Annotated in this window: 26 protein-coding genes; 13 read left to right on the top strand and 13 right to left on the bottom strand. The window is 67.5% G+C overall.

The window, feature by feature from the left end; translation table 11 throughout:
* Positions 1-6: 6 nt before the first annotated feature.
* The 3 genes from secB (at position 7) to trpS (ending at position 3,272) form a co-directional block, all read left to right on the top strand.
* Positions 7-531 (top strand): protein-export chaperone SecB, encoded by a 525-nt coding sequence (gene secB / locus ACO227_RS18970; RefSeq protein ID WP_423604046.1) that lies wholly within the window; start codon positions 7-9, stop codon positions 529-531.
* Between the two features lie 144 nt (positions 532-675).
* Positions 676-2,241, top strand: a complete 1,566-nt coding sequence (murJ, locus tag ACO227_RS18975; protein WP_423604048.1) for a murein biosynthesis integral membrane protein MurJ — start codon at positions 676-678, stop codon at positions 2,239-2,241.
* A 23-nt stretch (positions 2,242-2,264) separates the two neighbouring features.
* Positions 2,265-3,272 (top strand): tryptophan--tRNA ligase, encoded by a 1,008-nt coding sequence (gene trpS / locus ACO227_RS18980; protein ID WP_423604050.1) that lies wholly within the window; start codon positions 2,265-2,267, stop codon positions 3,270-3,272.
* A gap of 35 nt (positions 3,273-3,307) precedes the next feature.
* On the opposite strand, the gene ACO227_RS18985 is transcribed toward trpS, so the two are convergent.
* A complete protein-coding gene (locus ACO227_RS18985) occupies positions 3,308-4,681 on the bottom strand; it encodes a glutamate--cysteine ligase (protein WP_423604052.1) in 1,374 nt (457 codons plus the stop codon).
* 68 nt (positions 4,682-4,749) lie between these two features.
* Positions 4,750-5,493: a 16S rRNA (uracil(1498)-N(3))-methyltransferase gene (locus ACO227_RS18990; protein ID WP_423604053.1), complete on the bottom strand. Its 744-nt coding sequence runs from the start codon at positions 5,491-5,493 to the stop codon at positions 4,750-4,752.
* Positions 5,494-5,770: 277 nt separating this feature from the next.
* On the opposite strand from ACO227_RS18990, the gene ubiA reads away from it, so the two are divergent.
* Genes ubiA through ACO227_RS19005 form a run of 3 tightly spaced genes read left to right on the top strand, consistent with a single transcriptional unit; the run spans position 5,771 to position 8,850 of the window.
* Positions 5,771-6,688, top strand: coding sequence for a 4-hydroxybenzoate octaprenyltransferase (gene ubiA, locus ACO227_RS18995; RefSeq protein WP_423604055.1), 918 nt, complete (start codon positions 5,771-5,773; stop codon positions 6,686-6,688).
* Between the two features lie 31 nt (positions 6,689-6,719).
* A complete protein-coding gene (locus ACO227_RS19000; protein ID WP_423604057.1) occupies positions 6,720-8,066 on the top strand; it encodes a TldD/PmbA family protein in 1,347 nt (448 codons plus the stop codon).
* Positions 8,059-8,850, top strand: coding sequence for a 3'(2'),5'-bisphosphate nucleotidase CysQ (locus ACO227_RS19005; protein WP_423604058.1), 792 nt, complete (start codon positions 8,059-8,061; stop codon positions 8,848-8,850). Before ACO227_RS19000 ends, ACO227_RS19005 begins: the two co-directional genes overlap by 8 nt.
* Here ACO227_RS19005 and ACO227_RS19010 read toward each other — a convergent pair.
* Together ACO227_RS19010 and ACO227_RS19015 are read right to left on the bottom strand one after the other, a co-directional pair.
* On the bottom strand, positions 8,840-9,553 hold the full coding sequence (locus ACO227_RS19010; protein ID WP_423604060.1) for a hypothetical protein: 714 nt from the start codon (positions 9,551-9,553) through the stop codon (positions 8,840-8,842). The genes ACO227_RS19005 and ACO227_RS19010 overlap by 11 nt on opposite strands.
* 9 nt (positions 9,554-9,562) lie before the next feature.
* Complete coding sequence (locus tag ACO227_RS19015; protein WP_423604061.1) at positions 9,563-10,771, bottom strand: toxic anion resistance protein; 1,209 nt, start codon at positions 10,769-10,771, stop codon at positions 9,563-9,565.
* Between the two features lie 172 nt (positions 10,772-10,943).
* Here ACO227_RS19015 and ACO227_RS19020 point away from each other — a divergent pair, with 172 nt between their 5' ends.
* The 5 genes from ACO227_RS19020 (at position 10,944) to ACO227_RS19040 (ending at position 16,957) form a co-directional block, all read left to right on the top strand.
* Complete coding sequence (locus ACO227_RS19020) at positions 10,944-11,114, top strand: hypothetical protein (protein ID WP_423604063.1); 171 nt, start codon at positions 10,944-10,946, stop codon at positions 11,112-11,114.
* A 41-nt stretch (positions 11,115-11,155) separates the two neighbouring features.
* Positions 11,156-12,970, top strand: coding sequence for a translational GTPase TypA (gene typA / locus ACO227_RS19025; RefSeq protein WP_423604064.1), 1,815 nt, complete (start codon positions 11,156-11,158; stop codon positions 12,968-12,970).
* 344 nt (positions 12,971-13,314) lie between these two features.
* Positions 13,315-14,205, top strand: a complete 891-nt coding sequence (locus ACO227_RS19030; RefSeq protein ID WP_423604066.1) for an OmpA family protein — start codon at positions 13,315-13,317, stop codon at positions 14,203-14,205.
* Between the two features lie 367 nt (positions 14,206-14,572).
* On the top strand, positions 14,573-15,859 hold the full coding sequence (locus tag ACO227_RS19035) for an epoxide hydrolase family protein (RefSeq protein ID WP_423604068.1): 1,287 nt from the start codon (positions 14,573-14,575) through the stop codon (positions 15,857-15,859).
* A gap of 183 nt (positions 15,860-16,042) precedes the next feature.
* A complete protein-coding gene (locus tag ACO227_RS19040) occupies positions 16,043-16,957 on the top strand; it encodes a hypothetical protein (protein ID WP_423604070.1) in 915 nt (304 codons plus the stop codon).
* 57 nt (positions 16,958-17,014) lie between these two features.
* Here the strand turns inward: ACO227_RS19040 and ruvB are convergent, their stop codons facing one another.
* The 3 genes from ruvB to ruvA all read right to left on the bottom strand — a co-directional run bounded on the left by ruvB (position 17,015) and on the right by ruvA (position 19,109).
* Positions 17,015-18,043 (bottom strand): Holliday junction branch migration DNA helicase RuvB, encoded by a 1,029-nt coding sequence (ruvB, locus tag ACO227_RS19045; protein ID WP_423604071.1) that lies wholly within the window; start codon positions 18,041-18,043, stop codon positions 17,015-17,017.
* Positions 18,044-18,077: 34 nt separating this feature from the next.
* Positions 18,078-18,407, bottom strand: coding sequence for a GIY-YIG nuclease family protein (locus ACO227_RS19050; RefSeq protein WP_423604073.1), 330 nt, complete (start codon positions 18,405-18,407; stop codon positions 18,078-18,080).
* Between the two features lie 105 nt (positions 18,408-18,512).
* Complete coding sequence (gene ruvA, locus ACO227_RS19055) at positions 18,513-19,109, bottom strand: Holliday junction branch migration protein RuvA (RefSeq protein WP_423604075.1); 597 nt, start codon at positions 19,107-19,109, stop codon at positions 18,513-18,515.
* A 231-nt stretch (positions 19,110-19,340) separates the two neighbouring features.
* On the opposite strand from ruvA, the gene ACO227_RS19060 reads away from it, so the two are divergent.
* Positions 19,341-19,754, top strand: coding sequence for a hypothetical protein (locus ACO227_RS19060; protein ID WP_423604077.1), 414 nt, complete (start codon positions 19,341-19,343; stop codon positions 19,752-19,754).
* Between the two features lie 3 nt (positions 19,755-19,757).
* Here the strand turns inward: ACO227_RS19060 and ruvC are convergent, their stop codons facing one another.
* From ruvC to ACO227_RS19090, 6 genes are all read right to left on the bottom strand, one after another.
* Positions 19,758-20,246 carry a crossover junction endodeoxyribonuclease RuvC gene (gene ruvC, locus ACO227_RS19065; RefSeq protein ID WP_423604079.1) on the bottom strand — a complete coding sequence of 163 codons (489 nt, stop codon included), beginning with the start codon at positions 20,244-20,246 and terminating at the stop codon, positions 19,758-19,760.
* Complete coding sequence (locus tag ACO227_RS19070) at positions 20,246-20,782, bottom strand: hypothetical protein (protein WP_423604081.1); 537 nt, start codon at positions 20,780-20,782, stop codon at positions 20,246-20,248. The genes ruvC and ACO227_RS19070 overlap by 1 nt, the downstream gene beginning before the upstream one ends.
* Positions 20,783-20,795: 13 nt before the next feature.
* Positions 20,796-21,146, bottom strand: a complete 351-nt coding sequence (locus tag ACO227_RS19075; protein WP_423604082.1) for a DUF3147 family protein — start codon at positions 21,144-21,146, stop codon at positions 20,796-20,798.
* Positions 21,146-21,889 (bottom strand): YebC/PmpR family DNA-binding transcriptional regulator, encoded by a 744-nt coding sequence (locus ACO227_RS19080; RefSeq protein ID WP_423604084.1) that lies wholly within the window; start codon positions 21,887-21,889, stop codon positions 21,146-21,148. Before ACO227_RS19080 ends, ACO227_RS19075 begins: the two co-directional genes overlap by 1 nt.
* Positions 21,890-22,060: 171 nt before the next feature.
* On the bottom strand, positions 22,061-22,387 hold the full coding sequence (locus ACO227_RS19085; protein WP_423604085.1) for a heavy metal-binding domain-containing protein: 327 nt from the start codon (positions 22,385-22,387) through the stop codon (positions 22,061-22,063).
* Positions 22,388-22,536: 149 nt separating this feature from the next.
* Positions 22,537-22,776 carry a DUF2312 domain-containing protein gene (locus ACO227_RS19090; protein WP_265116902.1) on the bottom strand — a complete coding sequence of 80 codons (240 nt, stop codon included), beginning with the start codon at positions 22,774-22,776 and terminating at the stop codon, positions 22,537-22,539.
* A gap of 201 nt (positions 22,777-22,977) precedes the next feature.
* Here ACO227_RS19090 and ACO227_RS19095 point away from each other — a divergent pair, with 201 nt between their 5' ends.
* Entirely contained in the window at positions 22,978-23,373 is a 396-nt protein-coding gene (locus ACO227_RS19095; RefSeq protein WP_423604087.1) for a hypothetical protein, read from the top strand.
* Positions 23,374-23,387: the final 14 nt, after the last annotated feature.

Here is a 23,387-nt window from a genome sequence, read left to right on the forward strand (position 1 = left end):
CGAACGATGGACGAGCCGGAAAACGCAGCGCCCCAGAACGACGCGACTGGTGAGCCGCTCGCGAACGGCGCCGACACCGCCCCCTCGGTGGGCGTGATCTCGCAATATGTGAAGGACTTCTCGTTCGAGAATCCGAACGCCCCGGCGATCTACCAGGTCCAGGGACAGCCGCAATTCGACGTCCAGTTCAACATCGGCTCGGCCGAGGTCGCGCAGGACGTGCACGAGGTGGTGCTCAAGATCGACGTGCGCGCCGAAACCGAGGGCCAGGTCGCGTTCGTCGTCGACCTCGCTTATGCCGGCCTGTTCGCGGTCCGCAACATCCCCGCCGAGCATCTCCAGCCGTTCCTGCTGGGCGAGGCGCCGCGCCTGCTGTTCCCGTTCGCGCGCCGCGTGCTGGCCGATGCCGTCCGCGACGGCGGGTTCCCGCCGCTGATGCTCGAGCCGATCGACTTCAACGGCCTCTACTATCAGCAGCTCGAAGAGCGGGCCGCTGCCGGCGGCCAGGCCGGGGAACTCGGCCAGGCCTGAAGCTTGGCGATCGGTTTATCCCTCTCCACCGTCATCCCCGCGAAAGGTGGGGATCCATTGACGCTGCCGGTGCGGCTCCTTTGAGACGTCCGCCAGAATGGATTCCCGGCTTCGCGGGAATGACGAGCAAGGGATGGTAGGGCGATGAACCTTGTCCGCGCACTCGGGTCGATCGGCGGGCTGACGCTTGCCAGCCGCGTGCTCGGGCTGGTCCGCGACTCGCTGTTCGCGCGCTATGTCGGAGCGAGCTTCGCCTCCGACGCGTTCCTGATCGCCTTCCGTCTGCCCAACCTGTTCCGCGCGCTGTTCGCGGAAGGGGCGTTCAGCGCCGCCTTCGTGCCGATGTTCAGCAAGAAGATCGGCGAGGCGGACGGCGACACCCGCTCCGCGCTGTCCTTCGCCGAGGAAGCGCTGTCGGTACTCCTCCCGATCCTGCTGCTGCTCACCGCGATCATGGAGATCGCGGCCTATCCGGTCGTCTGGGCGCTGTCGGGCGGGTTCAACGACGTCACGCCCGGCCAGTTCGCCTTCGCGGTCGAGCTGTCGCGCATCACCTTCCCCTATCTGCTGCTGATCAGCCTCGTCTCGCTGCTCGGCGGGATCCTCAACTCGCTCCACAAATTCTGGGTCAACGCCGCCGCTCCGATCCTGCTCAACCTCACACTGATCGCGGCCCTGCTGTTCTTCCACCATGACGACACGCTGCTCACCGCGCGCAACCAGGCGATCGCGGTCACCGTGTCGGGCGCGCTCCAGCTCCTCTGGCTGATCCTCGCCTGCCGCGCCAACGGCGTGAAGCTGCGCCTCCGCATGCCGCGCCTGTCGCCCGACGTGAAGAAGCTGCTCGCGCTGATCGGCCCCGCCGCCGCGGGCGCCGGCGCGACCCAGATCAACCTGATCATCTCGACCGCACTCGCCGCCAGCATGCTCGCCGAGGGCTCGGTCTCGTACATCTATTACGCCGACCGCCTTAACCAGCTCCCGCTCGGCCTCATCGGCATCGGCCTCGGCACCGTGCTGCTCCCCACCATCGCCCGCCAGCTCGGGGCGGGGAAGGACGCGGAGGCGATGCACACGCAGAACCGCGGCGCCGAGCTCGCCCTGTTCCTCACCCTCCCCGCCACCGCCGCGCTGGTGATCTGCGGCGGCCCGATCGTGGCCGCGCTGTTCCAGCACGGCGCCTTCACCGCCGACAACACGGTCAAGACCGCGCAGGCGCTCGCCGCCTTCTCGGTCGGCCTGCCCGCCTATATCCTGGTCAAGGTGCTCACACCGGGCTTCTATGCCCGCGCGGACACGAAAAGCCCGGTGCGCTACGCCACCATCTCGATCGCGGTGAACCTCGCGCTCAACCTCGCGCTGATCGTGCCGCTCCAGCATATGGGTCCGCCGCTCGCCACCGCGGTCGCGGCATGGGTCAACGTCGCCCTGCTCTACCGCGCCCTCGCCCAACGCGGCCACTTCGTCGCCGATGCGCAGCTCAAGCGCCGCGTCTGGCGCCTCGTCGGCGCGTCGGTCGCGATGGGCGCCGTGATGTTCTTCCTCAACGACCTCTTCACGCCCTACACCACCGGTGCCTGGACGATCCGCACCGCGGCGATGCTGGTGCTGGTCGGCGCCGGATGCATCGTGTACGCGGTCGCGTGCTTCGGCACCGGAGCGGTACGGATCGGCGACTTGAAAGCGCTGTTCCGCCGCCGCGCCGCCTGAAAACTCAGTTCCAGAGAAGTCACATGCGCGTCGTTTCCGGCATCAAGCCCACGGGCAACCTCCACCTCGGCAACTATCTGGGTGCGATCAAGCAGTGGGTGGGGATGCAGGCCGATGTCGACGCGGCGGGCGGCGAGAGCATGTACTTCATCGCCGACCTGCACGGCCTCACCGAATGGATCGAGCCGCAGGCGCTCCATGCCAACACCTTCGAGATCGCCGCCGCGATGATCGCCTCGGGCATCGACCCCAAGCGCTCGATCCTGTTCAACCAGACCCGCGTCCCGGCGCACAGCGAGCTCGCCTGGCTGCTCAACAACGTCGCGCGCGTCGGCTGGCTCAACCGCATGACCCAGTTCAAGGACAAGGCGGGCAAGAACCGCGAGGGCGCCAGCGTCGGACTCTACGACTATCCCGTGCTGATGGCCGCCGACGTGCTGCTCTATTCCACGACCCATGTCCCCGTGGGCGAGGACCAGAAGCAGCATCTCGAGCTCGCCCGCGACATCGCCGCCAAGTTCAACCTCGACTATGGCGTCGAACTGCTCGTCCAGCCCGAGCCGCTGGTGAGCAAGGAAGCCCCGCGCATCATGAGCCTGCGCGACGCGACCTCGAAGATGTCCAAGTCCAACCCCTCGGACGCGGCGCGGATCAACCTGATCGACGACGACGACGCCATCGCCCAGAAGTTCCGCAAGGCGAAGACCGACCCCGAGCCGCTCGGCGAGACGTTCGAGGAGCTCAAGGACCGGCCCGAGGCGAAGAACCTCGTCACCATCTTCGCCGCGCTGTCGGACCGCGCGCCCGAGGATGTCGTCGCGGAATATGCGGGCCAGGGCTTCGGCAGCTTCAAGCCCGCGCTCGCCGACCTCGCCGTTGCCAAGCTCGGCCCGATCCGCGACGAGATGGTCCGCCTGACCGCGGACCGCCCCGCGGTCGACGCGATCCTGCGCGAAGGCTCGGACAAGGCCGCCGCCCTCGCCGCACCCCTGCTGCGCAAGGTCCAGGAAACGATGGGGTTGCTAGTCTGACTGGCTCCGCTCCGGTAGGGGAGGAATTTAAAGGCTTAGAACTTCGTCTCGCCATAGATCGCGCAGACGTCGCCGTCCCACGCGCCGCGATAATGGTCGAGCAGCAGCTCGGCCGGCACCTTGCCCGTCCGCACGATCTCGCGCAGCGGATCGAGGAATCCGCTCTCGTTGTCGCCCGCCGAGTTGAGCCGCGCACGCGCCGTCAACCCGGCCCCCGCGATGTCGATCACCTGCCCCGCAATGTCGCGCAGCTTGCCGCCGCCCGGCAGCGGCGCGTCGAGCCCGAGCTTCGGTACGGAATCGCGCAGCGCCTGCCGCCCGGCCATGTCCCAGTCCTTGACTAGGTCCCACGCTGCGTCGAGCGCGCCCTGGTCGTAGAGCAACCCGACCCACAAGGCCGGCAGCGCGCAGATGCGGTTCCACGGGCCCCCGTCGGCGCCGCGCATCTCGAGGAAGGTCTTGAGCCGCACTTCGGGAAAGGCGGTCGACAAATGGTCCGCCCAGTCGTCGATCGACGGCTTCTCGCCGGGCAGTACCGAAAGCTCGCCCTTGAGGAAATCGCGGAAGCTCAGCCCGGCGGCGTCGATATATTTCCCGTCGCGGTAGACGAAGTACATCGGCACATCGAGCGCATACTCCATGTAGCGCTCGTACCCGAACCCGTCCTCGAACACGAAGGGCAGCATGCCGGTGCGGTGCGGGTCGGTGTCCGACCAGATATGGCTGCGATAGCTCAGATACCCGTTAGGCTTGCGCTCGGTGAAAGGCGAGTTGGCGAACAGCGCCGTCGCCAGCGGCTGGAGCGCGAGGCCGACGCGGAACTTCTGCGCCATGTCCGCCTCGCTCGAATAGTCGAGGTTCACCTGGATCGTGCAGGTGCGCAGCATCATGTCGAGGCCGAGGCTGCCGACGCGCGGCATGTGCCGCAGCATGATGCCGTAGCGGCCCTTGGGCATCACCGGCAGGTCGCTGCGCGCCTTGTCCGGCCACATGCCGAGGCCCAGGAAACCGAGCCCGAGCTTCTCGCCAACCGCCTTCACCTGCTGCAGGTGCCGGCCGGTCTCGGCGCAGGTCTGGTGGAGATTCTCGAGCGGCGCGCCCGACAGCTCGAGCTGCCCGGCGGGCTCGAGGCTCACCGTGCCGTCGGGTCCCGACAGCGCGATGACGTTGCCGCCCTCGGTCACCGGCGACCAGCCGAACTGGGTCAGCTCGGCGAGCAGGTCGCGGATGCCGCCCGGCTCGTCATAGCTCGGCGCGTGATTGTCCCGCGTCGAATAGACGAACTTCTCGTGCTCGGTGCCGATTCGCCAGCGCTCGGCGGGCTTCTCGCCCTTGGCGAAATAGTCGAGGAGCTGCTGACGGCTCTCGATGACAGGCGCGTTGCTGTTTGAAACCGTCTTGGTGCTCATTCGCGCGCCTTACGCTTGTGGAACGAAAGGCGAAAGAGGGTATGAAATACCCGAATTTCAGTGGGAAATCACCAGTCCCCCGCCGCGCCCATCCACAGACTCACCGCGGCCGCCGCCGCGGTCTCGGCGCGCAGGATGCGCGGCCCCAGCGAAATCCCCACCGCCTGCGGCGCCGCGCGGATCGCCTCGCGCTCCTCGGCGTCGAACCCGCCCTCGGGCCCGACCAGGATCGCCGCCGGCCCCGGACGTGCACGCATCGCCTCCAGCGCCGGCGCGCCGCCGGTCTCGTCGGCGAAGAACAGCGCCCGCTCCGCCGGCCAGTCCTTGAGCAACGCCGCGAGCTTCACCGGCTCGACCAGCTCGGGCAGCGCGGTGCGCCCGCATTGCTCGGCCGCCTCGATCATGTGGTTGCGCAGCCGCTCCAGGTTGAGCTTGTCGACCACCGCGCGCCGGGTCAGCACCGGCGCGAGGCGCGCCACGCCCAGCTCGCACGCCTTCTCCGCGACCCAGTCGATCCGCCCCTTCTTGATCGGTGCCGCGCACAGCCACAGATCGGGCACCGCCTCGCGCTCGCGCAGCCGCTCGCGCACCTCCAGCGTCACGTCGCGCTTGCGCACCTCGGCAGCGACCGCGAGCCACTCGCCGGTGGCGTCGTCGAACAGCTTCACCGGGTCGCCCGCCTTGAGCCGCATCACCGTCGCCAGATAATGCCCCTGCGGCCCGTCGACCCGCCGCACCTCGCCTTCACTCAGCGCCGGCTCGACGAACAGGCGCGGAGTCGATTGCGGCGGCCAGGCGGGAGTGGCGATCATGCTTCCCGCCTACCGCGCCAAACGCTCCTCGTCACCCCGGGCATACCCACCTCGTCACCCGGCCTTGAGCCGGGACGGGCTGTCTTCGAGGGAAGAAGAGGCCCCGTCCCGGCAAGGCCGGGATGACGGGGAATGCTAGCGTTCCAAAAAGCGGAGAAATCGCTGTCCTACAAGGTCCCGCTTGTGGCAGCAGAAAGCATGACCTCCACGGCTTGGCTCCCTCTCCTGACACGGCGCATGACACCCCTCAAGACTGTCAACTTTGTCAACCTCACGCATGACTGATCCCAGCCAGACCGTCCCCGATACCGAGCATCGCGGCCTCGTCCGCCTGCTCCCCGCGGCCGCACGTCCCTATGCCCTGCTCGCCCGGTTCGATCGCCCCATCGGCTGGTGGCTGCTGTTCTGGCCCGGCGCCTGGGCGATCGCGCTCGCCGGGGGCGCGGTGCGGCGCTGGGACCTGATGCTGTGGTTCCTGCTCGGCAGCATCGCGATGCGCGGCGCGGGCTGCGTCTACAACGACATCGTCGACCGCGACCTCGACCGCCAGGTCGCGCGCACCCGCACCCGCCCGCTCGCCAGCGGCGCGGTCAGCCTCAAGGCGGCGTGGATCTGGCTGGTCCTGCTCTGCCTCATCGGCCTCATCGTCCTCGTCCAGCTCAACCCGCTCGCCGCGATGATCGCGCTCGCCAGCCTCGCGCTGGTCGCCGCCTACCCCTTCATGAAGCGCATCACCTGGTGGCCCCAGGCGTGGCTCGGCCTGGTCTTCTCCTGGGCGGCCCTGGTCGGCTGGGCGGCGATCGCTCACGAGCTCCCCGCCCCCGCGTTGCTGCTCTATGTCGGTTCGATCTTCTGGGTGATCGGCTACGATACGATCTATGCGCTGCAGGATATCGAGGACGATGCGCTGGTCGGCGTGCGGTCCTCCGCCCGCCGGCTCGGCGACAATGTCCGGATCGGCGTCGCCGCCTTCTACGCCGTCGCCCTGACCTTGTGGGGGGCGGCATTGTGGCAGGTCCGCCCCGACAATCTCGTCCTCGCCGCGCTCGCGCCCGCTGCGATCCACTTGCTGTGGCAGGTCGGCACGCTCGTCCCCGCCGACGGCGACAACGCGTTGCGCCGCTTCCGCTCGAACCGCTTCGCCGGCCTGCTCGTGTTCGCCGCCTGCTTCGTCGTCGGGACCACGGCCTTTTGACGTTGCCGCACCCACTCCCTAGATCGCCGCGATGCTGACCCCCGAACAGGCCCGAGATCGAGTCCAGGACGCCATCGCCCGCGCGCGCAAGGCCGGCGCCGACGCCGCCGATGCGATGCTCTCCGCCGGCGAGTCGCTTTCGGTCTCGATCCGGCTCGGCGCGCTCGAGGATGTCGGCCGTGCCGAGCATGAGGAGCTTGGCCTGCGCGTCTTCTGCGGCATGCGTTCGGCGAGCATCTCCTCGACCGACCTGACCCCGCAGGCCCTCGACACCCTCGCCGAGCGCGCGGTGGCGATGGCGCGCGAGGCGCCCGAGGACGAATGGGCCGGCCTCGCCCCGGCCGAGCGGCTGCTGCGCGGCAATATCCCCGATCTCGACCTCGACGACGGCGATCTCGGCGATCCCGCCGCGCTCAAGGCCAGCGCGCTCGCCGCCGAGGATGCCGCGCGCGCCGTCCCCGGCGTCACCAACAGCGAGGGTGGCGGCGCTTCGGCCAGCCGCAGTATCTGGGCGCTCGCCACCAGCCATGGCTTCGCCGGCGCCTATGCGGTCACCAGCCACGGCCTCTCCGCCAGCGTGCTCGCCGGCGAGGCCGGGGCAATGGAACGCGACTATGCCCATCACAGTGCCCGCCACGCCCGCCACGTCGAATCGCCCGAGGCGATCGGGCGTCGCGCCGGCGAACGCGCGGTCGCTCGCCTCAATCCGGGCCGGGTCAGGAGCGGCGCCATGCCCGTGGTGCTCGATCCGCGCGTCGGCTCGAGCCTGCTCGGCCATTTGAGCAGCGCGATCTCGGGCGGCGCGATCACGCGCAGGACCAGCTTCCTGCTCGATGCGATGGGCACGCGCGTCTTCGCGCCTGGCATCCGCATCCAGGACGATCCGCACCGCCCCCGCGGCCTGCGCTCACGCCCCTTCGACGGCGAGGGCCTCCCTGTCTCGCCCGTCGCACTGATCGAGGACGGCAGGCTCGAGACCTGGCTGCTCGACAGCGCCGCCGCGCGCCAGCTCGGGCTCGAGCCGACCGGCCATGCCAGCCGCGGCATCGGCGGCGCCCCCGCCGCCGGGCCCAGCAACCTGTTCCTGGAAAACGGCAAGCTGCCGGTGGAAACGCTCATCGCCGACATCGGCTACGGCGTCTACGTCACGGAATTGATCGGCCAGGGCGTCAACATCGTCACCGGCGACTATAGCCGCGGCGCCGCCGGCTTCCTGATCGAGAATGGCGAGATCACGCGTCCGGTGTCGGAATTCACCGTCGCCGGCACGCTCCAGTCGATGTTCCGCGAGCTCGTCCCGGCCAACGATCTCGAATTCCGCTATGGCATCAACGTGCCGACGCTGCGCATCGAGGGGATGACGGTCGCCAGTGGCTGACGCGCTCGCCCGGGCCGTCAGCGACATCGCCGCCGAGGCGGGCCGGCTCGCGCTGGCCCGCTATGGACAGGATGTGCGCAAATGGGAGAAGTCGCCCGACAATTTCGTCTGCGAGGTTGATCTGGCGGTCGACGAGCTGCTGCGCGCTCGCCTCGCCGCCCTGCTGCCCGACGCCGGCTGGCTGTCGGAGGAGACCGCCGACGATCTTGCCCGCCTGTCCGCGAGCCGGGTGTGGGTGGTCGATCCGATCGACGGCACGCGCGATTTCCTGCGCCACCGCCCCGGCTGGGCGGTCTCGATCGCGCTGGTCGAGAACGGGCAGCCGGTGATCGGCGTGCTCGACGCGCCGGTGCGCGGTGAGCACTGGATCGCCGAGGCCGGCAATGGCGCGACCCGCAACGGCGTCGCGATCGCCGCTTCCAACCGCGCCGAGCTGGCCGGCGCGCGCGTGCCGGCCGACGATCTCCCGAGGGTCGACCGTCACTTGACGACGGTCGCGAAGCCCAACTCGATCGCGCTGCGCATCGCGATGGTCGCGGCCGGCGAGGCCGACCTGCTCGCCACCTTCCGCTGGGGCAATGAGTGGGACATCGCCGCCGCCACGCTGATCGCACGCGAGGCGGGTGCCAGGATCACCGATGCGCTCGGCAAGAAATTGCGCTTCAACACGCCGGCGGGCGAAGCCTTCGGCGTCCTCGCCACCGCACCCGGCATCCACCAGGCCGCGGCCGATCACCTGCGCGCGCGCGCCGTCAAAGCGCTGGGCAAGCAGCCTAGCCGCTGACCTCGTCGTCGCCGCGATACTTGACCTGCAGATAGCGCCCGCGCGTCGCCAGCGCGTCGAGGTCGCCCTGTGCCAGCTGGGCGGACATCTGCGCGATCTCCTGGTCGATCAGGCCGAGGCCGTCGACCAGCTGCTTGTCCGGCGACTGGCCATAGCGGTCCTGTCCGCGCAGGTTCTGCGGCACGCGCTGATAGCCCTTGACCAGCTCGGGCAGCTGCTCGCCGACCAGCTTGCGCACTTCGGCCGCCGCCGGTTCGCCCTCGTTGAGCGTCTTGAGCTGCCCCGCCAGCACGTCGAGCTTCATCCCGATCGAGTCGAGCAGTACCATCGCCGCGCCCGGCAGCGTCGGGCGCTGGCGGTCGAGCCATTCCTCGGTACGCAGCGGCAGCGTCGCGAGCGGCGCCTCGCCGAACTTCTCGGGCGCGACTTCCTTGCTCGCCGGCATCAGACCGAAGAACAAGGTCGCCGCGATGAGCAGCGCCATCACGATCAGCGCCCCGCCCATCCCGATCGGGATGAACCAGCCGAGCACCATCGCTGCGACGATGATCACGCCCGCCGCACCGGCGATCCGGCCGATCCGAGTCAGGATCTCCGCATCGCGCCGCTTCTTGGCGCGCGTGTTCAGCGTCGTGTAGCGCTCGCGCGAACGATTGAGCACTTCATCGGCCCGGGCGATTTCGCGATCGATCTCACTAGGCATGGCCGGTGCTTACAGCGCCTCCAGCTTGAACTGCTCGGTATTGCCCGAAACCTGGTTCTGCGCCGCGCCTTCCGCCCGGGCGATATAGCCCTTCGACTTCTCGACCTCGGTCGACAGCACGTTGACCGTCGTCTTCATGCTGTCGAGCGCCTTGAGCTTGAACACGTCGATCGCGTCCATCGTGTCGTAGATGTTCTGGAAGGCGCGCTGCAGCGTCTCGATCGGGATCGTGGCCGACGCGGCCTGCTCGTGAACCCTCGCCGTATTCTCCTTGAGCAGCTTGCCGGTCGAATCGATGATGTTGGCGGTGGTGGTGTTGAGCGCGGTGATCTGGTCGAGCACCAGCCGCTGCGCGGTCAGCGCCTGTGCCACCGTCACCGCCGTGCGCAGCGCGCCGACGGTCGTGGTCGAGGCGCGGTCGACGCCCTTCACCAGCTCGACATTGTTCTTCTTGACCAGATCGAGCGCGAGATAGCCCTGCACCGTCACCGCCATCTGCGTCAGCAGGTCCTGCGTGCGCTGGCGGGTATAGAAGAGCGCGGTCTCGCGGATCGCCTTGGCCTTGGCCGGATCGGTGTGGTCCAGCTCCAGCGCCTTGTCCTCGAGCCGCTGGTCCATCTCCTTGGAGATGTAGATCATCTGCTCGAGCCGCCCCATCGCCGCCCACAGGTTCTGCCGCTCGACGTCGATCGCGGCATTGTCCATCAACAGCTCGTCCTTGCCCGACTGCAGGCTTTTCAGGATTGCGGCGATGTGCGACTGGCTCGACTTGTAGCTGTCGAAATAGTTGCGCAGGCTGTTGCCGAACGGAATGATGCCGAACAGCTTCTTGCGCTGCGTCAGGGCGCCGCGCTTGCCGGGATCGAGATCCTCGACCACGCGCCGCAGCTCAGCCAGGTCCTTGCCGACGCCGACATCCTTGTCCATCGCCCGCACCGGTCGGTCGAGGAAGCGGTTGGACTGCCCCGCGGCGTCGCGGATCTCCTTCGATCCCATCGCGGTGATCGCGTCGACTCGCTTGCCGAACTCGGGCGAATTCACGTCCTGCGCGACCAGCTCGTCGATGAAGCTCTCGACCCGGGTCACCAGCTCGGTCTTCTTGCCCTCGTCCACGGGAACCAGTCCGGCCATCTTCTCCGCCGGCCGCTCCTTCAGCGGCTCGGGCGCGGTCAGCACCAGGTCGTCCGTCTTCTCGGCAGTCGCAGTCTCGGTCGCCATTTGCCCATCTCTCCAGCGCCAAAATTCCGGCAGCGCGTGCAAGATGAACGGGAACCGCACGCGCTTCAAGTGTATCGCCAATATAATACACTTGAATTATGGTGCAACCGACCGACTTTGGTGAGGTTCCGGTGTCGCGACCTGTTAACATGTCGCGGTTAGGATGGGTGGCATGGAACGCAGGCTGAAGATGATGATCGCCGGTTCGATCGCGGTATGGGTGCCGGTCAGCACGGCCGCCCAGGCTTCGCCCGCCGCCGTCGATCTCGGCAAGGTCTATCGCCTCAAGGCCGAGCCGGCTGCCGATGCGCCAGCCCTTTCCGCGCCGCACAAATTAAGCTAAGGGCGCCGCGCACCGCGCTCCCGCGGCATCCAGGACCTGTTATGAACCTTCGCAACGTGGCGATCATCGCACACGTCGACCACGGCAAGACCACGCTCGTCGACCAGCTCTTCCGCCAGTCCGGCACCTTCCGCGACAACCAGCGCGTCGAGGAACGCGCGATGGACTCGAACGACCTCGAGAAGGAGCGCGGGATCACCATTCTTGCCAAGCCGACCTCGGTCGAGTGGAAGGGCACGCGGATCAACATCGTCGATACACCCGGCCACGCCGATTTCGGCGGCGAGGTGGAGCGCATCCTCTCAATGGTCGACGGCGTCATCCTGCTGGTCGATTCGTCCGAAGGCGCGATGCCGCAGACCAAGTTCGTGACCGGCAAGGCGCTCAAGCTCGGCCTGCGCCCGATCGTCGTGGTCAACAAGATCGACCGCCCCGACGAGCGCATCCAGGAAGTGCTCGACGAGGTGTTCGACCTGTTCGTCAGCCTCGAGGCGACCGACGAGCAGCTCGACTTCCCGGTGCTCTACGCCTCGGGCCGCAACGGCTATGCCAATGAGGACCCGACGCTGCGCGAAGGCACGCTGGAGCCGCTGTTCCAGAAGATCGTCGACCATGTCCCGCCGCCCGCGCTCGACGTGGACGCGCCGTTCACCTTCCTCGTCACGCTGCTCGATCGCGACAACTTCCTCGGCCGCGTGCTCACCGGCCGCGTCACCTCGGGCAAGGTCAAGGTCAACCAGGCGATCCACGCGCTCGACGCCGGCGGCAACGTCATCGAGACTGGCCGCGCGTCGAAGATCATGTCGTTCCGCGGCCTCGACCGCGTGCCGGTCGACGAAGCGCAGGCGGGCGACATCATCAGCCTCGCCGGCCTTACCGTCGCGACCGTCGCCAACACCATCGCCGACACTTCGGTCAGCGAGCCGATCCAGGCGCAGCCGATCGATCCGCCCACCCTGTCGATGCGCTTCGCCGTCAACGACAGCCCGATGGCGGGCCGCGAGGGCAGCAAGGTCACCTCGCGCATGATCCGCGACCGCCTGCTCCGCGAGGCCGAATCCAACGTCGCGATCAAGGTTACCGAAGCCGCCGACAAGGACAGCTTCGAAGTCGCCGGCCGCGGCGAGCTCCAGCTCGGCGTCCTCATCGAGACGATGCGCCGCGAGGGCTTCGAGCTCGGCATCAGCCGGCCGCGCGTGCTGCTGCGCGAGGAAGACGGGCAGAAGATGGAGCCGTACGAGACCGTCATCATCGACGTCGACGACGAGCATTCGGGCGCGGTGGTCGAGAAGATGAATCTGCGCAAGGCCGAGATGACCGACATGCGCCCCTCGGGCGGCGGCAAGACCCGCATCACCTTCTCGGCGCCGTCGCGCGGCATGATCGGCTATCACGGCGAGTTCCTGTCGGACACGCGCGGCACCGGCATCATGAACCGGCTGTTCGAGAAGTACGGGCCCCACAAGGGCACGATCGAGGGCCGCAAGAACGGCGTGCTGATCTCCAACGGCACGGGCGAAGCCAACGCCTACTCGCTCAACAGCCTGGAGGAGCGCGGCATCCTGTTCGTCGGCCATGGCGAAGCGCTGTACGAAGGCATGATCATCGGCGAGAACGCCAAGCCGGAGGACCTCGAGGTCAATCCGATGAAGGCGAAGCAGCTGACCAACATCCGCTCGTCGGGCAAGGACGACGCGATCCGCCTGACCCCGCCCAAGAAGATGACGCTTGAACAGGCGATCGCGTACATCGACGACGACGAGATGGTCGAGGTGACACCCAAGACGATCCGCCTGCGCAAGCGCTTCCTGGATCCGCACGAGCGCAAGCGGCAGAGCCGGGCCAAGGCGGCCTGAGGCTTCGCGTCGAAAGATCTGGAAGGCGCCGGGGGAAACTCCGGCGCCTTTCTCTTTGCGCAAATCGCCTTGCAGCGGGCGTCGCCTCACCCGGTCCGTATCGGTCCGTCGCGCGATGCGCACCAGTTAGCGGCTCGACGCCACGGTGTCGGGATCATTAATCAAGGTTAGGGGTTGCGCAGATCACCCAGCTACCCGTGGGGGTTCGAGTGCTGCGATTCTGCGGCGCATTCCCATGACAAGAGAGGGAGGGGCTATTTGACGACCGATTGCACCCCCCGGGGCAGGGATTGGACGCGCGGCCGCGAGCGTGCCGCCGACCGGTCGAGTTCAGGAGTGAGAGTATGCGAGTGATTTCGAATAGCCCCAAGGCGCTGTTGCTGCTGGCCCTGTGCGCCGGAGCGGCGCCCGCCAGCGTGATGGCGCAGGAGCAGGCCCAGCAGCCGGCCGACGTTTCCATCTATGGCCAGAACCCGCCCGCCGCCGCGATGACCGAAGGGCCCGAGGTCAACGGCATCATCTCCGCGCGCGACGGCGACCGGGTGCAGGTCACGACCGCCGACGGCAACAAGACGGTGGTCGCGGTAACTGACTCGACCCGGATCCGGGGTAGCGGCGGGTTCCTGGGCCTCGGCCGCACCAAGCTTGCATCGGACTCGCTGATGAACGGCCTGCCGGTCAGCATCAAGACGATGCAGGCGGGCGATCAACTGGTGGCGAGCCAGATCAAGCTCCAGAACAAGGACCTGCGCACCGCGAACATGATCCACAACGGCACCGACCAGCGCTTTGCCCAGCAGACCGCGGCGACCGACGCGCTGCGCAGCCGCGTGGGCGATATCGACCAGTACAACGTCAAGGCTACGACCAACGTGAACTTCGACACCGGCAAGGCGGTGCTCTCCGAACAGGCCAAGGCCGAGCTCTGCACCACGGCGAAGTCGGCCGAGGCGATGGACAACGCGCTGCTGCTGGTCGTCGGCTACACCGATTCGACGGGCAGCCAGGAGTTCAACCAGACGCTCAGCGAGAAGCGCGCCAGCAGCGTGATCAACTATCTGCAGCAGGCGTGCGGCTGGAAGCCCTATCGCGTGCTGACCCCCACCGGCATGGCCGAGGCCGACCCGCTGGCGGACAATACGACCCCCGAGGGCAAGGCACAGAATCGCCGCGTGGCGGTGAACGTGCTCGTGAGCAAGGCGGTCGACGGGCTGCAGGAAGCGCGGCTTAACTGAGAAACGAGGAAGGCGCCGGGGTGACCCTGGCGCCTTTCTTTTGATGTTGGCAGGTTTGCGGTCCGGATCCGCGCCCTTTCCCGATCCCCGTCCTGCTCAGGAGCCCTGCCCCGTCGATCGCCGAGGCTCGATCCTCGGACGTGTACGATCGGTCGCTAAACCATAATTGCCAGGCAGGACACCTGATCGGCCGTCCCCGAACTGGTATGGCTGCAATCGTCATCGGGACCGAGCCGATGCGTTCGGCCGACCGGGTTCGGCCTGCATTGGGCCCCCTCACGAGACAACAGCGCCGGTCCTGCCGGCCGGCACCTGTCGTTCGCCGACAAAGGCGCAGGATTCCTTGTCGCGAACAGGGAGAAAACGGATGCCGGAAGCGGAAATCCCCCACAGCTCGGCCGATATGACCGAAACGCTCATCGCCACGCCAATTCCAGACACCTCGATCCGCCCGTTTCACATCGACGTCCCCGAAGAAGACCTTATCGATCTCAAACGCCGCATCCGTGCGACGCGCTGGCCGGAACGGGAGACCGTCGCGGACGAGTCGCAGGGCGTGAAGCTCGAGACTATCCAGGAACTCGCACGCTATTGGGCCGAGACCTATGATTGGCGGCGGATTGAGGGGAAGATCAACGCATCGCCGCATTTCCTGACTGAAATCGACGGCCTCGACTTCCACTTCATTCACCTCCGCTCCCGGCACGAGAATGCAGTCCCGCTCCTGATCGCGCACGGCTGGCCCGGCTCGATCATCGAGCAGATGAAGCTGATCGGTCCGCTTACCGACCCCGTGGCGCATGGGGGCACCGAGGACAACGCGTTCCATGTCGTGATCCCCTCAATGCCCGGCTATGGTTTCTCCGGAAAGCCAACCGCGCCCGGCTGGAACCCGGATCGTATCGCGCGGGCTTACGCTGAGCTCATGGCTCGCCTCGGTTATCGGAAGTACCTTGCGCAGGGCGGCGACTGGGGTTCCATCGTCGTCAATGCAATGGGTGTCCAGGAGCCCGAGGGACTCATCGGTATCCACACCAATATGCCCGAGGTGATCCCACCCGAAATAGATGCCGCCATCTGGTCGGGCTCTCCTCTGCCCGCGCATCTTTCCGACGAAGAAAGGCGAGCCTGCGAGCAGGTTCGCGAGAACAAGTTCGCCTATGCCTTCATGATGGGTACACGCCCGCAAACATTGACGGCGCTGGCGGATTCCCCGGTCGGACTGGCGGCTTTCATGATCGATCACGACTGGAAGAGTCATGCCATGATAGCGCGGTCCTTTGCGGGCGCGGACGAGGGGCTGACGCCTGACGACGTGCTCGACAACATCACCCTCTTCTGGCTCACGAACACGGCAATTTCCGCGGCGCGTCTCTATTGGGAGAATGCGATTGCCGGGACGTCCTTTTTCGCCGTCAAGGGCGTCAAGCTCCCGACAGCCTGCAGCGTCTTTCCGGACGAGATGTATCAGGCGCCAAGGAGCTGGACCGAAAAGGCGTATCCGAACCTCATTCACTTCAACACGTTACCCAAGGGCGGGCATTTCGCCGCGTGGGAGCAACCGGCCTATATGACCGACGAAATCCGCACGGCATTCGCGCCGCTCCGGAATGCAATTCTGGCCGAACCGGTCAGTCGGCCCGTCATGGCCTGATCCGTAGCGCGTTCCTTTGCGGGTGGTGCGCCGCGCGACGCCACCCGCAAGCTTCTTGATACCTCCAGCTTCTCGTCCCCGTCGGCCGGCACCGGCGAGAACAAAACAAAAACAAAGCCCTTTCCTACACGCCCCCATTCTGCCTACACCCTGGTCGGTTGGGCGAATCGCGAGGAGGGAAAGATGCAGAACCGGGTTCCAGTGAAGCGCGCGGAGCGGCCGGCGCTGCCCGAGTTCACGCCGGTTCCGCGCCGGAACAACCGCCATGACGGGTGGACGCCCGAGCGGCAGCGCGCGTTCATCGAGGCGCTGGCAGATACCGGCTGCGTCAGCCGCGCGGCGCGGATGGTCAACATGGCGCAGGCCAATTGCTACACGCTGCGCCGCGCGCCGGGGGCGGAGAGCTTTCGCGCGGCGTGGGAGGCGGCGCTGGATTTCGGGGTGCAGCGGCTCAAGGACATTGCGTTCGAGCGGGCGATCGAGGGACAGCTGGTGCCGGTCTTCGTCGCGGGCAAGCTGATGGGCTTTCGCAGGAAGCGCAACGATGCGCTGCTGATGTTCTGCCTGCGCCATTATGGCCAGGACGCGACCGGGCGGCGCACGACGATCAACTATTTCTCGACTCGTTCGAGTGTGGGGGCGAGCGCGGGCGCTGGGGAAGATGGCGGCGCGGTGGCCGAGGCGCAGACCACGACGGTGCGCACCACGGTGACCGATCGCGGCGAGGCGGAGGGCTTGGCGCAGATCGACGGCGCCGCGGCGCGGATCGAGGACTTCGCCGGGGTGACGCTGGACGGCGAGGCGCGAGCGGCGATCGCGGCGGCGCTGGAGGCGTGCGCGGCGCGGCGGCGGGCGCTGGATGCGGCGATCGAGACGGGCGGCATCGCGGGGCGGGACGCGATGGAGGACGATCCGGACGAACCCTTTATCCGCCTGCCGCCGGACGCGCTGGAGTGGCGCGGCGAGCTGGAGCCTGGCGTGCAAGTCGAGGAATGGGTGCCGTTCGTCGAAGGCGAGGCACCGTGGGAGCAAGCCGGGGCGGAGGTGATGGATTGGGTGGCGGTCGAGGAGAAGAAAAGGAAGAAGAGCCTCCCCTAGCCCCTCCCGCAAGCGGGAGGGGGATTAGGCGGATCGGCATTTATTAAGTGCCAACGCTCACTTCCCGTCGAACAGTCCGTCCTGGGCCCCCGCGGGCGGGTTGAGGCCGAGATGCTTCCAGCCGGCCGCGTTGAGGCAGCGGCCGCGGGCGGTGCGGGCGATCATGCCGATCTGGATGAGATAGGGCTCGATCACCTCCTCGATCGTGTCGCGCGGCTCGGACAGGCCGGCGGCGAGCGTCTCCACGCCGACCGGGCCGCCCTTGTAGATGTCGGCGATCATCATGAGGTAGCGGCGGTCCATCGCATCGAGGCCGAGCGCGTCGACCTCGAGCCGGGTGAGCGCGGCGTCGGCAGCCCTAGCGTGCACCACCGTCTCGCCCGCGACATTGGCGAAGTCGCGCACGCGGCGCAGCAGGCGGCCGGCGATGCGCGGGGTGCCGCGCGAGCGGCGCGCGATCTCCGCCGCGCCGTCGGGGGCGATGTGCAGGTCGAGCAGGTTGGCGGCGCGGGTGACGACCTTCGTCAGCTCCTCTACCGTGTAGAATTGCAGGCGCACCGGGATGCCGAAGCGGTCGCGCAGCGGGGTGGTGAGCAAGCCCTGGCGGGTGGTGGCGCCGACCAGGGTGAAACGCGGCAGGTCGATACGGACGCTGCGTGCCGAGGGGCCCTCGCCGATCATCAGGTCAAGCGCACGGTCCTCCATCGCGGGGTAGAGCACTTCCTCGACCGCGGGCGCGAGGCGGTGGATCTCGTCGATGAAGAGGACGTCGCCGTCCTCGAGATTGGTGAGCAGCGCGGCGAGGTCGCCCGACTTGGCGATCACCGGGCCGGAGGTGGCGCGGAAGCCGACGCCCATCTCGCGTGCGACGATCTGGGCGAGCGTGGTCTTGCCGAGGCCGGGAGGGCCGAAGAACAGCACATGGTCGAGCGCATCGCCGCGGGTCTTCGCCGCATCGATGAACACGCGCAGATTGTCGCGCGCGGCGCGCTGGCCGACGAACTCGTCGAGCGACCTGGGACGCAGCGCGGCGTCGACGTCCTCGGGGCGGCGCGCGGCGGTGAGGATGCGGTCGGAGTCAGTCATTCCCCATCCCTCATCCCGTCATGCTGAACTTGTTTCAGCATCCATTTCGTCGCGGGCGACTGGTCAGCGGTTCCAGCCCCAACATCACCACAAGATCGGCCCAATGCGGGTTTTCGGACTCGACCAGATTGATCTTCCACTGCCGATGCCAGCGCTTGAGCTGTTTCTCGCGGGCGATGGCTTCGGGCATCGTGGCGTACAATTCGTAGCGGACTAGGATGTGGACGCGATGACGCGCGGTGAAGCCGGGTATTTCGCCACTGCGATGCCGATGCAGCCGAGCGGTCAGGTCCGAAGTCACGCCCACATAGAGCGTCCCCATCCGCTGGCTGGCGAGGATGTAGACGCAGGGTTGCTTGGGCATAGTGGCGTCCCTCTCGCCCGAACTGGGGACCAGTCGCCTGTGGCGGCATGGATGCTGAAACAAGTTCAGCATGACGGAAGAAGGGGGTGAGGCTAGACGTGGCGTTCACTTCGCCGCCTTTCGCAGCGCCAGCCGCACCAGCGCGTCGAGACTCGCCCCGGGCCCCAGCTCGTCATTGGCGGCATTCACCGCGGCGCTGGCCTCGGCGGGCTTGAAGCCGAGGTTGAGCAGCGCGGAGACGGCATCATTCGCCGCGCCGCTCGCCGGGACCGCGGCGCCTGCCCCGCCGCCGAGCGGGATGCCGCCGGCCTTGTCCTTGAGCTCATTGACGATGCGCTGGGCAAGCTTCGGCCCCACGCCGTTCGCCCGCGCGATCATCGCCGCGTCGGCGCGCGCGACCGCGGTCTGCACCTCGGCGGGGGACAGGATCGAGAGGATCGCCAGCGCGACCTTGGCGCCCACCCCCTGCACGCTGGTGAGCAGGCGGAACCAGTCGCGCTCCTCGGCGCTGGCGAAGCCCATCAGGCGGATCGAATCCTCGGCGACCAGCATCTCCGTATGCACCGTCACGAACTCGCCGAGCGCGCCCAGCGCCGCCAGCGTCTTCGCCGAGGCGCCGACGAGATAGCCGACGCCGTTCACGTCGATCACCGCATGGTCGATGCCGGTCGCGGCGAGATGGCCATTGAGATGCGCGATCATCGAGCGGTATCCAGATACCGGAAAGTCTCAAATGTCGCACTCATACGCGCGCGATCCCGCGACCGCGCATGAGCGGGCGACCGGCGTTCGGTGATATCGGAGGAGAGGCGACAGACCATGCCGGTACATAAACGGAACAGCGCGGCGTAGGAAAGCGAAAAGGCATCGTGACCCCGTCTTGCCAAGGATGTGCGGCCAGGCGAGGATGCACATGGGCAACGGGGGGTAGGCATGTCGTTCTGGAAAATCGATCTGACGACCGAGGATGGTGCGGCGAATGCCGCCGCCACGGGCGGAATGGCATGCTTCATCGCCGCCGGCCTGACCCTTCTGGGCGCAGTGTTCATTTTCGGCGCGGTGCGCATCGGCGTCCAAGCGCCCATCGTGCTTGGCTTCGCCGCCGTCTCGATCGTCATCTACCTCGTCGCTGGCTGGCGGCTACGCGGTGGAAAGGGAGCGTTCTGGGGAGGCGCGGCGACGGCGTTACTGGTGCTCGAAGCGCTGTCCAGGCTAATCGCGCTGACCGGCCTGTTCGGGCTGGTCATCAACGTGATCCTGGTGATCGTGATCGCCAATGGCGTTCGGGGCGCATGGGCGATGCGCAAGGGCGGTTTCGACCAGGACGCTGCCGAGGTCTTCGAATAGGCGCTAGCGGGTGAGCGCCCGCGCGCTTGCCAGATGATGCGCGTGGCAGATCGCCACCGCCAGCGCATCGGCGGCATCCGCGCCGGCGATCTTCGCGCCGGGAAGCAGGCGCGCGACCATCGCATGGATCTGCGCCTTCTCGGCATTGCCGATGCCGACCACCGCCTTCTTGACCAGCCGCGGCGCATATTCGCCGACCTCGAGCCCCGCGCGCGCCGCCGAGGCGATCGCGACACCGCGGGCATGCGCCAACTTGAGCGTCGATTGCGGGTTCGAATTGACGAATACCTCCTCCACCGCCGCGCCATCGGGCGCGTGGTCCGCGATCAGCGCCGCCAGCATCGCATCGAGATGCGCCAGGCGACGCGGCAGCGGAGTCTGCGGATCGGTCTTGAGCTGCCCGTTGGCGAGGTGCGAGAGGCGGTTGCCCTCGGCGCGGATCAGCCCCCAACCCGTGGTGCCAAGGCCGGGATCGAGGCCCAGAATGAGCATCAATACCAGGCCTGGAATTGGGGATCGGTGTCTTCGGGGACTTCCTCGAGGTGCCGGGGCAGGCTGGCGCGCAGCAGCTGCCGCCAATCCTCGGCGGGCCACGCGTTGCTCTTGCAGGACAGCGTGGCGAGATCCTTGCCGCTGCGGCTGACATGGATGCCCGACCAGTGCTTGCCCGGGATGTCGGTATATTGGCCGGCCACGCCCCAGAAGACGAGATAATGGTGGTCGCCGCGGGTGAAGCGCAGATATTCTTGCGAGCCCCCGCCCCCGCCGACCACGCCGCCGCGGCGGACATTGCCCCAATCGCGGTCGCTGGCGATGTCGATCTGCGGCCGTCCCGCCGGACCGAAGCGGTAGCTGACCGTGCCCCGCCCCGCGCACACGCTGCCCAGCGCCTTGCCGAAGCGGCAGCTGTAGACGGTCTTCTCACCCGCGCGGCACTGGCTGGCCGGCGCCGCGGGCGCAGCCGTCAGCGGCGCCGCGGCGGGGGCCGCCAGGACCAGCGAAAGGCCAGCAAGGAGAAAGGTCCGCATCTGCCCGTCACTTTCAAAGCCGCAAACCGAAACGCGGTCCGATCGCGGTCATCCCGAGATATAGCGCGAAGGTGAGCGCGCACCCCGCCAGCAGTGCAAGCCAGAAATTGACGCCGCCGCGCAGCAGCACCGGGATCAGCAGGAACATCGGCAGTGAGGGCAGCACGTACCAGAAGGTCGCCTCGGCATGATGCGCCATGTTCTCCGCGTCCGGACGGCCGCTCCACAGCAGGATCATGCCGAGGATCGAGACGAGCGGCAGCGAGGCGACGAGCGCGGCAAGCGCGGGCTGGCGCTTGCCGATCTCCGCGATCGCCACGATCAGCGCGCCCGAGAGCAGCGCCTTGGCGATCAGCGCGAACATTATCCGAGCTTCTCCATCACCGCGTCCGACACTTCGTAGTTGCCCCACACGGTCTGCACGTCGTCATCGTCGTCGAGCGCGTCGATCAGCTTGAACAGCGTCGCCGCGTCGTTCTCGTCGACTTCGACCATGGTCTGCGGGCGCCAGGCGAGCTTGGCGCCCTCGGCCTCGCCCAGCACCGGCTCGAGCGCCTTGACCACTTCGTGCAGGTCGGCCTGCGCGGTCCAGATCTCGTGGCCATCCTCGCTCGAGGTCACGTCCTCGGCGCCGGCCTCGAGCGCGGCCTCGAACACCTTCTCGGCATCGCCCGCGCTCGCCGGATAGCTGATCAGGCCGACGCGGTCGAAGGCGTGGCTGACCGAGCCCGAGGCGCCGAGATTGCCGCCATTCTTGGAGACCGCGGTGCGCACGTTGGTCGCGGTGCGGTTGCGGTTGTCGGACAACGCCTCGATGATCAGGCTGACGCCGCCCGGGCCGAAGCCCTCGTAGCGGATCTCCTCGTAATTCTCAGCGTCGCCCCTGCTGGCCTTGTCGATGGCGCGCTGGATATTGTCCTTGGGCATCGACTGCGCCTTGGCGGCGTTGACCGCGGCGCGCAGGCGCGGGTTCATGTCGGGATCGGGGAGTCCCATCTTGGCCGCGACGGTGATTTCGCGGCTGAGCTTGGAGAACATGCCCGAGCGCTTCTTATCCTGCGCGCCCTTGCGGTGCATGATGTTCTTGAACTTGGAATGGCCTGCCATGAACGGTCTCTGTGCGATTTGGTGCGGGCGTCTCTAGGCGAGCCGGGGGTTTTAGCGCAAGCCGTCACCCCCGCTTCGTGCCGGGGTCGAGCTATCCGCCCGCGATAGGAAAGAAGCGAAAACGCAACGCGTGTGGCACGGTGGATCCCCGGCACAAGGCCGGGATGACGGTCAGACCCCGCTCACCGTCACCGCGGTGCCCGAGGCCGAGACCATCAGCATCGATCCGCCCTGGCCCAGCACCTCGTAGTCGAAGTCGATCCCGATCACGCCGTTGGCGCCGAGCGCGCGCGCTTCCTCGGTCAGCTCGTCGAGCGCGGTCTTCCGCGCCTCCTTGAGCGGGCGCTCATAGCTGCCCGAGCGGCCGCCGACGATGTCGCGGATGCCCGCGAACAGATCGCGGAAGATGTTCGCGCCGATGATCACCTCGGCCGTCACGATGCCGTGATAGCGGGTGATCCTCTGGCCATCGACGGTGCTGGTGGTCGTGAGAATCATTGGGTGAGATTCCTTGTGCGGCTCAGCTTCGCTGATCCGGGTTGCGGCACCAGCCCGCTCCCCCACCCGGCCACCCATATGATCCTGCCGTTGGGTGGCCGGGTGGGGGAGCGGACTGGTGCCGCGTCAGCGTAGCTGACCCACGAAAATCAAGCCATGCCGAGGGCGGCGCGATAGGTTTCCAGAAGCGCGTCCTGCTCGTCGAGCTGGTGCTTCTCCATCTTGCGCAGGCGGACGATCGTGCGGATCGTCTTGGCATCGAAGCCGGTCGACTTGGCCTCCGCATAGACATCCTTGATGTCGTCGCTGATGCCCTTCTTTTCCTCTTCCAGCCGCTCGATCCGCTCGATCAGAAGGCGCAGCTGCTCGGCCGAAATCGAGTCGCTCATGTCCCGCTCCATTGATGGTGAACGGGCGCGTTTAGCGGCTGCGGGCGGGGGTGCAAGGGGGCGTGCGGCGGATCGCTGTGGATAGCCCCGAATGCCCGCGCCGCCGCCCATTACCTGCGACGTAATTGGATTGATTCGCGGCCCCTGCGAACTTGCAGTCACCGCGGCGGAGATGCCGCAAGAATCGCAAGGAGATTTGAAATGATCCGCTTTCCGCTCACCATCCGCCAAGCGATGACGCTCGATTTCGTCGGCACCGGCGCCACCGCCGTGCTCGCGATCGCCGCCGCGGGCTTCACCGCCGGGCTGACCGGCCTGCCCGAGCCGCTGGTGCGCGGCGCGGGGCTGGTGCTGGTCCCGTTCCTCGCGCTGGTGCTGGCGATGGCGGTCAGGCCGAAGCGCGGCGGCGTGATTGCGGTGATCGCGCTCAACATCGCCTGGGTGATCGCGAGCATCGTGACGCTCGCCCTCTTCGTCAGCCCCAATGCGCTGGGCTATGCCTTCGTCATCGTCCAGGCGCTGGCGGTGGGCGTGTTCGCGGAGCTCCAGATCCTGGCGCTGCGGGGCGAGGCCAAGGCCGGCGGCGTGTTTGCCTGAGGCGGCTGCTTCAG

This window comes from Sphingomonas sp. MS122, assembly GCF_049532975.1.
Lineage (GTDB): Bacteria > Pseudomonadota > Alphaproteobacteria > Sphingomonadales > Sphingomonadaceae > Sphingomonas.

Bases quoted from the DNA above. Each gene is read 5' to 3' on its own strand.
- ACO227_RS19075 (WP_423604082.1), bottom strand. From the start codon at position 21,146: ATGTTCGCGCTGATCGCCAAGGCGCTGCTCTCGGGCGCGCTGATCGTG.
- ACO227_RS18985 (WP_423604052.1), bottom strand. From the start codon at position 4,681: ATGAGCACCAAGACGGTTTCAAACAGCAACGCGCCTGTCATCGAGAGC.
- ruvB (WP_423604071.1), bottom strand. From the start codon at position 18,043: ATGACTGACTCCGACCGCATCCTCACCGCCGCGCGCCGCCCCGAGGAC.
- ACO227_RS19070 (WP_423604081.1), bottom strand. From the start codon at position 20,782: ATGCGGACCTTTCTCCTTGCTGGCCTTTCGCTGGTCCTGGCGGCCCCC.
- trpS (WP_423604050.1), top strand. From the start codon at position 2,265: ATGCGCGTCGTTTCCGGCATCAAGCCCACGGGCAACCTCCACCTCGGC.
- ACO227_RS19085 (WP_423604085.1), bottom strand. From the start codon at position 22,387: ATGATTCTCACGACCACCAGCACCGTCGATGGCCAGAGGATCACCCGC.
- ubiA (WP_423604055.1), top strand. From the start codon at position 5,771: ATGACTGATCCCAGCCAGACCGTCCCCGATACCGAGCATCGCGGCCTC.
- ACO227_RS19040 (WP_423604070.1), top strand. From the start codon at position 16,043: ATGCAGAACCGGGTTCCAGTGAAGCGCGCGGAGCGGCCGGCGCTGCCC.
- ACO227_RS19000 (WP_423604057.1), top strand. From the start codon at position 6,720: ATGCTGACCCCCGAACAGGCCCGAGATCGAGTCCAGGACGCCATCGCC.
- ACO227_RS19020 (WP_423604063.1), top strand. From the start codon at position 10,944: ATGGAACGCAGGCTGAAGATGATGATCGCCGGTTCGATCGCGGTATGG.
- ruvA (WP_423604075.1), bottom strand. From the start codon at position 19,109: ATGATCGCGCATCTCAATGGCCATCTCGCCGCGACCGGCATCGACCAT.
- ACO227_RS19060 (WP_423604077.1), top strand. From the start codon at position 19,341: ATGTCGTTCTGGAAAATCGATCTGACGACCGAGGATGGTGCGGCGAAT.
- ACO227_RS19090 (WP_265116902.1), bottom strand. From the start codon at position 22,776: ATGAGCGACTCGATTTCGGCCGAGCAGCTGCGCCTTCTGATCGAGCGG.
- ACO227_RS19010 (WP_423604060.1), bottom strand. From the start codon at position 9,553: ATGCCTAGTGAGATCGATCGCGAAATCGCCCGGGCCGATGAAGTGCTC.
- ruvC (WP_423604079.1), bottom strand. From the start codon at position 20,246: ATGCTCATTCTGGGCCTCGATCCCGGCCTTGGCACCACGGGTTGGGGG.
- ACO227_RS19095 (WP_423604087.1), top strand. From the start codon at position 22,978: ATGATCCGCTTTCCGCTCACCATCCGCCAAGCGATGACGCTCGATTTC.
- murJ (WP_423604048.1), top strand. From the start codon at position 676: ATGAACCTTGTCCGCGCACTCGGGTCGATCGGCGGGCTGACGCTTGCC.
- ACO227_RS19030 (WP_423604066.1), top strand. From the start codon at position 13,315: ATGCGAGTGATTTCGAATAGCCCCAAGGCGCTGTTGCTGCTGGCCCTG.
- ACO227_RS19080 (WP_423604084.1), bottom strand. From the start codon at position 21,889: ATGGCAGGCCATTCCAAGTTCAAGAACATCATGCACCGCAAGGGCGCG.
- secB (WP_423604046.1), top strand. From the start codon at position 7: ATGGACGAGCCGGAAAACGCAGCGCCCCAGAACGACGCGACTGGTGAG.
- ACO227_RS18990 (WP_423604053.1), bottom strand. From the start codon at position 5,493: ATGATCGCCACTCCCGCCTGGCCGCCGCAATCGACTCCGCGCCTGTTC.
- ACO227_RS19050 (WP_423604073.1), bottom strand. From the start codon at position 18,407: ATGCCCAAGCAACCCTGCGTCTACATCCTCGCCAGCCAGCGGATGGGG.
- ACO227_RS19035 (WP_423604068.1), top strand. From the start codon at position 14,573: ATGCCGGAAGCGGAAATCCCCCACAGCTCGGCCGATATGACCGAAACG.
- typA (WP_423604064.1), top strand. From the start codon at position 11,156: ATGAACCTTCGCAACGTGGCGATCATCGCACACGTCGACCACGGCAAG.
- ACO227_RS19015 (WP_423604061.1), bottom strand. From the start codon at position 10,771: ATGGCGACCGAGACTGCGACTGCCGAGAAGACGGACGACCTGGTGCTG.